General features: G+C 62.9%; 6 protein-coding genes. 1 reads left to right on the top strand and 5 read right to left on the bottom strand.

All coding sequences use genetic code 11. From position 1 onward, the window contains the following. Window positions 1–451: 451 nt before the first annotated feature. Window positions 452–2,161, top strand: a complete 1,710-nt coding sequence (locus NKI01_RS14255) for a trimethylamine N-oxide permease (RefSeq protein ID WP_352482684.1) — start codon at window positions 452–454, stop codon at window positions 2,159–2,161. Window positions 2,162–2,419: 258 nt separating this feature from the next. On the opposite strand, the gene NKI01_RS14250 is transcribed toward NKI01_RS14255, so the two are convergent. The 5 genes from NKI01_RS14250 to NKI01_RS14230 all read right to left on the bottom strand — a co-directional run bounded on the left by NKI01_RS14250 (window position 2,420) and on the right by NKI01_RS14230 (window position 11,034). Beyond that, window positions 2,420–3,907 carry an aldehyde dehydrogenase family protein gene (locus NKI01_RS14250; protein WP_023716755.1) on the bottom strand — a complete coding sequence of 496 codons (1,488 nt, stop codon included), beginning with the start codon at window positions 3,905–3,907 and terminating at the stop codon, window positions 2,420–2,422. Between the two features lie 70 nt (window positions 3,908–3,977). Continuing rightward, a complete protein-coding gene (locus tag NKI01_RS14245; protein ID WP_352963612.1) occupies window positions 3,978–7,112 on the bottom strand; it encodes an efflux RND transporter permease subunit in 3,135 nt (1,044 codons plus the stop codon). A gap of 208 nt (window positions 7,113–7,320) precedes the next feature. Further along, window positions 7,321–8,472, bottom strand: a complete 1,152-nt coding sequence (locus tag NKI01_RS14240) for an efflux RND transporter periplasmic adaptor subunit (protein ID WP_023716753.1) — start codon at window positions 8,470–8,472, stop codon at window positions 7,321–7,323. Between the two features lie 62 nt (window positions 8,473–8,534). Beyond that, window positions 8,535–9,143, bottom strand: a complete 609-nt coding sequence (locus tag NKI01_RS14235; protein ID WP_352963610.1) for a TetR/AcrR family transcriptional regulator — start codon at window positions 9,141–9,143, stop codon at window positions 8,535–8,537. Window positions 9,144–9,393: 250 nt separating this feature from the next. Continuing rightward, window positions 9,394–11,034, bottom strand: coding sequence for an acyl-CoA synthetase (locus tag NKI01_RS14230; protein ID WP_352493974.1), 1,641 nt, complete (start codon window positions 11,032–11,034; stop codon window positions 9,394–9,396). Window positions 11,035–11,078: the final 44 nt, after the last annotated feature.

The raw sequence follows: 11,078 nt of genomic DNA, 5'->3' as shown, positions 1-11,078 counted from the left end.
CTGGCCCGTCTGCTTCACTGCCATCGCGATTCCCTCAGACCGTCCACCTCAGAGAATCACAATCAGCGAATTACGCAACAGGCCCCTTGTGGGAGAAGGTGGATTGGCGCGCAGCGCCAAGACGGTTGAGGGGCGCTGGACGAAGTGCGGTTTTGCCAAGCTGGAACACCCCTCATCCGACCGAGCTACGCTCGGCCACCTTCTCCCACAAGGGGAGAAGGAAAGACCGCACCCGTTGGCAGCGCCAACGAAGCTCGACTGTTTCACAAGCGCAATGTGCACAGCGTCACAAACCGCTTGACGTGAAAGCGCGTTGGGTCAATCTTCACTGCCAAGAATAAAATACTACTGAGCGGAAAACGCCTGGGCAGTTCAACGTGAGCGTCGATGACGCCTCGCGAGATTGCGGCTGTTGCCGATAGGGAACATCAAAAATGGGGAATCCACGTAAATGAGCACGATAGTCACCACCTTGGTGCCGCCTGCCGAAGGGCAGCTGCACCGGAACATCGATTGGCGCGGCGCCTTTTGGGTGGCAAGCGGCGTTCCGGCCCTTGTCCTGTTTTCGATCGGCGGCATTGCCGGCACCACCGGAACGCTGGCCTTCATGATCTGGACCGCATCCATGATCATGGGCTTCCTGCAATCCTTCACCTATGCGGAAATCGCCGGCCTGTTCCCGAACAAGTCCGGCGGCGCCTCGATCTATGGCGCCACCGCGTGGCTGCGCTATTCGAAATTCATCGCGCCGCTTTCGGTGTGGTGCAACTGGTTCGCCTGGTCGCCGGTGCTGTCGCTCGGCTGCTCGATCGCCGCCGCCTATATCCTCAATGCGCTGGCGCCGGTGCCGCTGTTCACCGACACTTCGCCGGAAGTCGCCGCCTATATCGCGGCCCATGCCGGAACCAGCGCCGCCGACGCCATCACCGCGGTCACCACTGCGGCGACGCCGGCGATCCGCAACTGGACGCTTTACGGTCATACGCTTGGCCCGGTTTCCTTCACCTTCAATGCCACCTTCTTCATCGGCGCGGTGCTGATGCTGATCATCTTCTCCATCCAGCATCGCGGCATCCTTGGCACCGCCAACGTGCAGAAATATATCGGCCTGCTCGTCATCATCCCGATGCTGATCGTCGGCGTGGTGCCGATCGTCACCGGCCAGATCGACTGGGCAAACTTTTCGCCGCTGGTCCCGCTCGCGGCAGCCTACGCGCCGGAGCCCGGCGCGTGGAACATCGCAGGCTGGACGCTCGTTCTCGGCGGCATGTTCATCGCGGCATGGTCGACCTACGGTTTCGAGACCGCCGTCTGCTACACCTCCGAGTTCAAGAACCCGGGCACCGATACCTTCAAGGCGATCTTCTATTCCGGCCTTCTGTGCATGCTGCTGTTCATCCTGGTGCCGTTCACCTTCCAGGGCGTGCTCGGCTTGAACGGCATGCTGGCGACGCCGATCGTCGACGGCTCCGGCGTTGCCGATGCGCTGGCTGGCATGGTCGGCGGCGGACAGCTGATCCACAGCCTGCTGGTCATGCTGATGATCCTGGCGCTGGTGCTCTGCATCATGACGGCGATGGCCGGCTCTTCGCGCACGCTCTACCAGGGTTCGGTCGACGGCTGGCTGCCGCGCTACCTCAGCCACGTCAACGAGCACGGTGCGCCGACGCGGGCGATGTGGACCGACTTGATCTTCAACCTGATTGTGCTGGCCATCGCTTCGGCCGACGCGACGAGCTTCTTCTTCATCCTCGCCGTGTCGAATTGCGGCTACATCATCTTCAACTTCCTCAACCTCAATGCCGGCTGGATCCACCGCATCGACAATGGCCACATTGCGCGGCCATGGAAGGCGCCGAGCTGGCTGCTCGGCCTCGGCGCTATCTTTGCCTATGTCAACGCGGTCTTCATGGGCGCCGGCGCCAAGGTCTGGAACCCGATGGCATTGTGGGCCGGGCTGATCACGGCCGCCTTGATCATCCCGGTGTTCTGCTTCCGGCACTACATCCAGGACAAAGGCAAGTTCCCCGACCACATGCTGGCCGATCTCGGCATGAACTCGTCCGACCTCGCAGTGCGAAAGGCGGGCATGCTGCCCTACCTGACGCTGATCGCCGGCGTCGCGGTGATGCTGCTCGCCAACTGGCTGTTCGTCATCTGAGGCTTGCCTTGAGAGCAATTCCAGGAAAAGGTGTGAACGGTTTTCCGGCCGGAATTGCCTCAAAACAAAAAATAGAGCGGTTCGGCGTTTCCGTGAAACGATGAACCGTTCTACGGATTGGGCGCGCGATGCGCGCTCGATCGCTTGCATTTTGTTCTTGCTTTGTGCCGGCAGCTATGCTACTAATCCCGCCATGGTGCTGATTCGCCCCGAGACCCGCCGCTGAGGCGGGTTTTTCGTTTCTGGGCCTATTCTGGCTCAATCGATCTTGATGAACACGCCCTTGGTGTTGAGATATTCGTCAAGGTGTTCGGCGCCGCCCTCGCGGCCGTAGCCGCTCATCTTGTAGCCGCCGAAGGGCACGGCCGGATCGATGGCGTGATAGGTGTTGACCCAGACCGAGCCGGCGCGGATCTTTTGCGACAGCCGGTGGGCGGTGGCGAGATTTTGGGTGAAGACCCCTGCAGCCAGGCCGTAAGGCGTGTTGTTGGCCCGCTCGACCGCCTCGTCCAGCGTATCGAACGGCAAGGCTGAAATCACCGGCCCGAAGATCTCCTCGCGCGCGATCTTCATATCGTCCGAGACGCCGGCAAAGACAGTCGGCGCGACGAAATTGCCGGCGGCAAGCGCGCCTTCCACAAGCCGGGTGCCTCCGGTGACGAGTTTCGCCCCTTCTGCAGTACCGGCCTCGAGGTAACCGGTGACCCGTTGCAACTGCTTTTCGGAGACGAGCGGGCCGATCTCGGTCGCCGGGTCGATGCCGTCGCCGACCCTGAGACCCTTGGCGTATGCCGCGAGACGCTCGATGAACTCGTCATGGACCGCGCGTTCGACGAAAAGGCGCGAACCGGCGATGCAGATCTGGCCGGAATTGGCGAACACCGACATCGCGGCCACCGGCACCGCTTTGTCGAGATCGGCATCGGCGCAGACGATGACCGGCGACTTGCCGCCAAGCTCCAGCGAGACGCGCTTGAGGTTGCCGGCCGAGGCGCGCACGATCGACTGGCCGGTCGCCGTCGAGCCGGTGAAGACGATTTTGTCGACGCCCATGTGCTCGGCGAGTGCGGCGCCCGCCTCGGTGCCGGTGCCGGTGACGATGTTGACGACGCCTTCCGGGACGCCGGCCTCGTTCATGATGTCGGCGATCAGCAGTGGCGTCAGCGGCGCCTCTTCCGATGGTTTCAGCACGATGGTACAGCCGGTCGCCAGCGCCGGGCCGATTTTCCAGATCGACGCGGCGGTCGGCGCGTTCCAGGGAATGATGGCGCCGACGACGCCGACCGCCTCCTTGCGGGTGAAGGAGACGATTTCGCCGGGCAGCGAGTTCTCGATCGTCTCGCCGTGCAGCGCCGTCGCCATGCCGGCATAATAGCGCAGCATGCCGATGACGCGGTTGCGATTGGCGCGGGTGCGCACGATCGGCATACCCATGTCGGTGGTGTCGGAGAGGCTGATCTCTTCCCAGTTCTTTTCGAAGAGATCGGCGATCCTCAGCAGCAGTACCTGCCGCTCGTAAGGTTTGAGCCGGCTCCACGGTCCCTCGAACGCCTTGCGGGCGGCAGTCACCGCCAAGTCGATGTCGAGGCGGTCTCCGCGCGGCACCGTGGCGATGACCGCGCCGGTGGCAGGATTGCGGGTCTCCATGGTCCGGCCGGAGCGGGCATCGACCCAGCCACCGCCGATGAACATCTGGCGATGGCGTCCGTCGATCGGCAGCCGCAGCGGTGCCTGAGCTATGGTCATGACGGTCCTCCTCCGGCACCTACGCCTGGTGGGCGGATTAAACCGCCGGAGGTCACATTTGCCAACAGCTCTATTCGGCCGCCAGGGCCAGTTGCGGCCTTTCGTTCTTTTCTTCCGTCTCGGCCGGCTGCTCCACCACCTTCTTGGGCTCCCGGCCGAAGAACAGCGCGTAGGCTGCCGGCAGGACAAGGATGGTCAGCACCGTGGCGACCAGGATGCCGCCCATCATGGCATAGGCGAGCGGCCCCCAGAAGACGCCGCGCGAGATCGGGATCAGCGCCAGCACCGCCGTCAGCGCCGTCAGCACGATCGGCCGGAACCGGCGAACGGCCGAGCCGATGATGGCCTCGGAGCGCTCCACGCCGGCGGCGATGTCCTGGTCGATCTGATCGACCAGGATGATCGAGTTTCGCATGATGATGCCGAGCAGGGCGATAACACCGAGGATGGCGACGAAGCCGAACGGCGCACCGCTGATCAAAAGTGCCGCCGCCGCACCGATGATGCCGAGCGGACCGGTCGCCAGCACCAGCATCGCCTTCCCGAAATGCTGCAGCTGGATCATCAGCAGCACGACGATGACCGCCAGCATGACTGGAGCTTTCGCCGCAATCGAGGCCTGGCTTTCGGCCGCATCCTCGGCGCCGCCCTGGATCTCGATCTTGTAGCCGGGTGCGAGGCCGGCGCGCAGGCCCGACATCTCGCCATACATTTTCATGGCGACATCGTTCGGCTGCACGCCATCCGGCAGCGTGGCGCGTACGCTGATGGTCGGCAAGCGGTCGCGCCGCCATTCGACGCCTTGCTCCAGCACCGGGACAATCTTGGCGACCTGCGACAGCGGCACGGAGCCACCGAAATCCGTCGGGATATAGACGGAATCGACCGCCGACAGCAGGTGACGGCTTGCCTCCGGTTCGCGGGCGACGATCGAAACCGTCTCCTCGCCGTCGCGGAAGTCATCGAGCGGCGCTCCCGACATGGTCGCCTGCAGCATCTGGCGGATGCGCTGCGAGGTGACGCCGAGCGCACGGGCGCGATCCTGGTCGATCACCAGCTTCATCGCCGGCACCGGCTCCAGCCAGTCGTCGTGGATGGCGCCGAGCAGCGGATTTGCCTGGAACTTCGCCTTCACCTCGTCGGCGATGCGGCGCACCTCCTGGCGATCCGGACCCATGACGCGCATCTGCACCGGCCAGCCGGTCGGCGGACCAAGGAACAGGCGGTCGACCTTGGCGCGGATCGACGGGAAATCCTCGGCCAGGATGGTGCGCAGCTTGACAATCAGCCGCTCGCGGGCCGGTTCGTCATTGGCCATCACCAGAAGCTGGGCGAAATTCGGATTGCGAAGCTGCTGGTCGAGCGGCAGGAAGAAACGCGGCGCGCCTTCGCCGATATAGGTGGCGATGAAGCGCTTGTCCTTGTCGTCCATCATCCTGGCTTCGAGCGCCTTGGCCTGTGTCTCGACTTCCTTGATGCTGGTGCCTTCCGGCAGCCAGAGGTCGACAAGGATTTCCGGGCGCGACGATTGCGGGAAGAAATTCTGCGGGATGAACTGGAACGCCCACAGGCTGGTGGCAAAGGTCATCATCGTCATCACCAGCACGATGATGCGATGGCGCACGGCCCAGGTCACGGTCGAGCGAAGGCGACGGTAGAAGCCCGTGTCGAAGACATCGTGATGGCTGCCGGCGTGCTTGCGCTGCTTCAGGATCATGTGGCCGAGCCATGGCGTGAAATAGACCGCCGCGAACCAGGACACGACCAGCGCGATACCGACGACGTAGAACAGGGTGCGCACATATTCGCCGGCCGTCGAGGCGGCGAAACCGACGGGGATGAAGCCGGCCGTGGTGATCAGCGTGCCGGTCAGCATCGGGAAGGCGGTCGAGGAATAGGCGAAGCTCGCCGCCTCGACCTTGACCAAGCCTTCCTCGAGCTTTCGCTCCATCATTTCGACGACGATCATCGCGTCGTCGACCAAGAGGCCAAGGGCGATGATCAGCGCGCCGAGCGAGATGCGCTGCAGGTCGATGCCGAGCTCGTACATGATGGCGAAGGTGGCGGCCAGGACCAGCGGAATGACGATCGCGATCACCAGACCCGAACGCCAGCCGATCGACAGGAACGAGACGACAAGCACGATCAGCAGCGCTTCACCGAGCGCTTCCATGAACTCGGCCACCGCATCCTTGACGACTTCCGGCTGGTCGGAGACCTGGTCCACCGACACGCCATAGGGCAGCGCCTCCTCGAAGCGCTTGTAGGTCGCTTCGACGTCCTTGCCGACGTCGGTGACGTTGAAGCCCTTGGCCATGACGACGCCGAGCTGGACGCTGTCATGGCCGTTGAAGCGGTATTTGCGCTGATAAGGGTCCTCGAGGCCGGAGGTCACGGTGGCGATGTCGCCGAGGCGCGTCACCTGGTTGCCGGCCCGCAGCCGAAGCTCGCGAATGTCGGCCGCCCTGGCCACGTCGCCTTCGACCGAGATGCGCACCGAACGCTGGCCGGTGTCGACCGAACCTGCCGGGTCGACATTGTTCTGGCCCCTGATCGCATTCTGCAGGTCGGTCAGCGTCAGGCCGCGTTCGGCAAGCACCTTGGATGAAACGTCGATGTAGAGCTTTTCCGGCTGGTCGCCGATGATCACGGCTTTCTCGACGCCGGGCGTCGTCAGCAGCATGTCGCGTGCCTGGATGGCGAATTTCTTCAGCTCGGGATAGCTGTAGCCATCGCCGCTGATCGAATGCAGGGTGATGAATGTGTCGCCGAATTCGTCGTTGAAGTAGGGCCCGAGCAAGCCCTGCGGCAGTTCATTCGAGATATCGCCGACCTTCTTGCGCACCTGATAGAACGCATCCGCGACCTGCGCGGGACTGGTGTCGCCCTTGACCTGCAAGGTGATGATGGCGCTGCCGGCGCGGGTGTAGGAGCGGACGAAATCGAGATGCGGCGTTTCCTGCAACTTGCGCTCGATCTTGTTGACGACCTGGTCCTCCATCTCCTTGATCGAGGAGCCCGGCCAGATCGCCTGGACGACCATGACGCGGAAGGTGAAATCGGGATCTTCCTTCTGGCCCATGCGCATCAGGCCGAGCGCACCGGCGACGATGATAAGCCCGAACAGGAAGCGGGCAATGCTCGGATGGCCGATTGCCCAGCGCGAAAGATTGAAAGACTGCTTTTCAGTGGTGTCGGTGGTCATCGGCGTCAGTCCGTTTCAATTTGATCAACAGAGCACGCGCTTTCGCATGCCCAAGGAACTTCCGATGTGGGCTTCCGAGCGGCGAGGCTTTCCGAGTTGAGAGATCTACATCGCGGTGGGACACGAGGATCGATGTGGGGGTTACATCGACCTGAGATCTCGAAAATCGGGGGCGCCTGCCGCCCGGAAACCGTGAATTGCCTGGCCGTCAGCGCAAGCGCCTTGCGGCGTCATCATCGGCCGAGGCCGACTGTTGTGCTGCATCACCGGTAAGCTTGACTTTCAGATTCTCGGTCATGAACTGCGTGCCGGCAGCGACGACCACATCGCCCGGCTTCAGCCCGTCGGCGACACTGACGCCGTCAGGCGTGAAGGCGGCGACCTTGACCGGATGCGCATGAACGGTACCGCCACTGCGGTCGACGGTCCAGACGATCGATTGGCTGTCCTTTTGTGCCAATGCGCTCAGCGGGATCGACACCAGCTGCTGCCGGTTGCCCGCCGCGGCTTCGATGGAGGCCGTCATGCCAAGCAGCACGTTCGGATCGTTGGGCAGGCTGACGCGAACGGCAAAGGTGCGCGACTGCGGATCGGCGCTGCCGGCGACTTCGCGGACCTTGCCTTCGAGCGTCAGCGCCTCATCGGACCAGAAACCCGCCTTGACGGTCTTGCCCGGCTTGAACTCGGCGATATCGGTTTCGGGAACAGCGATCAGGACTTCCTTCTCGCCGTCGATGGCAACGGTCACCACCGGCGTGCCTGAGCCGACCACCTGGCCGACATCGGCAGCAACGGCGGTGACGATGCCATTCTTGTCCGCCTTGAGATCGGTATAGCGGACCTGGTTCTGTGCCTGGGCAAGCTGCGAGCGGGCGGAGTCGCGCGTGGCGACCGCCTGATTGTAACTGAGCGTCGCCTGCTCGAGCTGCGACTTCGGTGCGAAATTCTTGGCGTAGAGCTGTTCGGCGCGCTTGCGCGTAAGCTCGACTGTCTCGACCTGACGGTCGGCGGCATCGAGGCTGGCCTGAGCGCTTCTCACCGAAAGCTCGTAGTCGGTGGGATCGATGCGGGCGAGAACGTCGCCGGGCTTGACGCGGTCACCGATGTCGACAAGGCGCTCGGTGATCTTGCCGTTGATGCGAAAGCCGAGATTCATCTCGGTGCGGGCGCGCACCGATCCGGAATAGGAGAGCTGACGGGTATCGCTCGCCTTGGCGATCTCGACCACCTTGACCGGGCGGATGATCTCCTTGACCTCGGCTTTCTCCTGCGAGCAGCCGGCGAGGCCGAGAGCGGCAACGACAATCAGTGCCAGGCCGGCGGCCGGTAGCCTGTAGGTGATGGACTTGGACAAAGACACTTTTCGTACTCCCGAACTGTGGGGATGAATTGCCGACATCACCGCCCGACGGGCGGCAACGGTCATTTCTTCAAGGCTCTGATGGCAAACTCGGTAAGCTCGTCCGGCGTCGCCCGGTTCTTCTTGGCGAGGCATTGGGCCATCATCTGCGGATGACAGAGGCTGATAATAGCAGCGCCGAAACACCTGGACGCGATCACCGGATCCTGATCGACGAACTCGCCGGTGGCGATGCCCTCGCGGATCACTTCCGCGACCAATTCGTGGATGCTGTCGATGTGCTTTTCGATGACATGCCAATCGCGTTCGATGGCGACGATGACCATCTCGTGCACTTTCTCCTGGTCGATCATGGTCTCGAGCGTCCACTGATAGTGCGTATGCACATAGCGGCGGAGCTTCTCGCTGGCGGTGCCGGGACCATGGCAGGCTTCGTAGGTCAACCGGTAGCAGGTGGCGAGCATACGGCCGCAAACCGCCTGGTGAATTTCCACCTTGGAGGCGAAGAAGCGATAGATGTTGGCGGTCGACATGCCAAGTTCGCGCGCTATGTCGGCGACGTTGGTCTTGCCGTAGCCGTAGTGGCGGAACAATCGCTCCGCGCAATCCAGGATGCGCGTGACATTTTCCTGGCGGGCGGAATCGGGGGTGGTGTCTAAGGTTTCAAGCATCTCGTTGGCCAAAATTTACGACTGACGAATTTAGAATTTCGTCACTCGTAAATTGAAAACCATCACCTGTCAAGAATTGATTTCGGCCAGCTTACGCCGCTGATGACAGATGGTGACATCTCTGGACGGAGTTGGCCCATGAAGCGCATGTGGTTCCCGCCGGGCGCGCCTGCAACACCGCGCGTCTTTTTGAACGCACAGGATTTTGAAATGATGCCTCCCGAAATCGGTTCCGTTTTCGGGTCAGGCGCTAAGGCTGCTTCGCCATCTCCCGCAGCCGGAACTTCTGGATCTTGCCCGTCGAAGTCTTAGGGATTTCTGCAAAGATCACCGCTTTCGGCACCTTGAAGCGGGCGAGCAGCGCGCGGCAGTGCTCAATGATTTCGGCCTCGGTCGCCGCCTTGCCCGGCTTCAACTCGACATAGGCGACCGGCACCTCGCCCCACTTGTCGTCGGATCGGGCGACAACGCCGCAAGAAGCGACGGCAGGATGCTTGTAGAGTGCCTCCTCGACCTCGATCGAGGAGATGTTTTCGCCGCCGGAGATGATGATGTCCTTGGAACGGTCCTTGAGCTGGACGTAGCCATCCGGGTGCATGACGCCGAGGTCGCCCGAATGGAACCAGCCGCCGGCAAAGGCCTCATCGCTCGCCTTGCGGTTCCTGAGATAGCCCTTCATGACGATATTGCCGCGGAACATCACCTCGCCGATCGTCTCGCCGTCGGCCGGCGTCTCTTGCATCGTCTGCGGGTCCATCACCGTCAGGCCTTCGAGCGCGGCATAGCGTACGCCTTGCCTGGCCTTCTTTGCCACCCTCGCCCCTTTCTCCAGCCGGTCCCAATCGCCATGCCATTCGTTGACGACGGCCGGGCCGTAGGTTTCGGTCAGGCCGTAGAGATGGGTGACGGCAAAACCCGCATCGGCCATGCCCGACAGCACCGCCTCAGGCGGCGGCGCCGCGGCGGTGTTGAAGGTGACGGTCTGCGGAAACTGCCGCTTGTCCTCGTCCCTGGCGTTGATCAGCACCGACATGACGATCGGCGCACCGCAGAGATGGGTGACGCCGTGATCGGCGATGGCGTCATAGATCGGCTTCGGCCGCACCCAGCGCAGGCAGACATGGGTGCCAGCCTGCACGGCAAGCGTCCAGGGAAAGCACCAGCCGTTGCAGTGGAACATCGGCAACGTCCAGAGGTAGACCGGGTGCTTGCCCATGCCGGCATGGATGGTGTTGGCATAGGCCATCAGTGCCGCGCCGCGGTGGTGGCAGACGACGCCCTTCGGATTGCCTGTCGTGCCGGAGGTGTAGTTGAGCGATATGGCGTCCCATTCGTCGTCCGGCATCGACCAGGCGAAATCCTCGTCGCCGCCGGCGACAAACGCCTCGTAGTCGAGCGTGCCGATCCGCAGGCCCTTGGCATAGGGCGCGTCGGCGGCGTAATCGGGATCGTCGTAGTCGATCACCAGCGGCTTGACCTTGGCCAGCGTCAGCGCTTGTCGAACCACGCCGGCGAATTCGCGGTCGACGATCAGCACCTTGGTTTCGGCATGCTCGAGCTGGAAGGCAATGACCGCGGCGTCGAGGCGGGTGTTGAGCGAATGCAGCACCGCCTTGGTCATCGGCACGCCGAAATGCGCTTCCAGCATCGGCGGCGTGTTGGACAGCATGACGGTAACGGTGTCGCCCCTGCCGATGCCGCGCTTCGCCAGCGCCGAGGCAAGCCTCAGCGAGCGCTTCCAGAAATCGCGATAGGTCGTGCGCTGGCGGCCATGGATGATGGCGGTCTGGTCGGGAAAGGTTTTTGCCGCCCGTTCAAAATAGGTCAGCGGCGTCAGCGGCTGGTGGTTGGCCGGGTTCCGGTCGAGGTCCTGTTCATAGGGATTGCCCATCCCGTCCTCCGCAATGTGTTCGTCGAGAACTTTAGCTACCGGCT

The sequence above is a fragment of the Mesorhizobium sp. M0815 genome, from assembly GCF_040319995.1.
Taxonomy (GTDB): Bacteria; Pseudomonadota; Alphaproteobacteria; order Rhizobiales; family Rhizobiaceae; genus Mesorhizobium.
The sequence above is the reverse complement of the archived record's forward strand: the minus strand, read 5'-3'. Positions and strand labels throughout refer to the sequence as shown.

Bases quoted from the DNA above. Each gene is read 5' to 3' on its own strand.
- NKI01_RS14235 (WP_352963610.1), bottom strand. From the start codon at position 9,143: ATGCTTGAAACCTTAGACACCACCCCCGATTCCGCCCGCCAGGAAAAT.
- NKI01_RS14245 (WP_352963612.1), bottom strand. From the start codon at position 7,112: ATGACCACCGACACCACTGAAAAGCAGTCTTTCAATCTTTCGCGCTGG.
- NKI01_RS14230 (WP_352493974.1), bottom strand. From the start codon at position 11,034: ATGGGCAATCCCTATGAACAGGACCTCGACCGGAACCCGGCCAACCAC.
- NKI01_RS14255 (WP_352482684.1), top strand. From the start codon at position 452: ATGAGCACGATAGTCACCACCTTGGTGCCGCCTGCCGAAGGGCAGCTG.
- NKI01_RS14250 (WP_023716755.1), bottom strand. From the start codon at position 3,907: ATGACCATAGCTCAGGCACCGCTGCGGCTGCCGATCGACGGACGCCAT.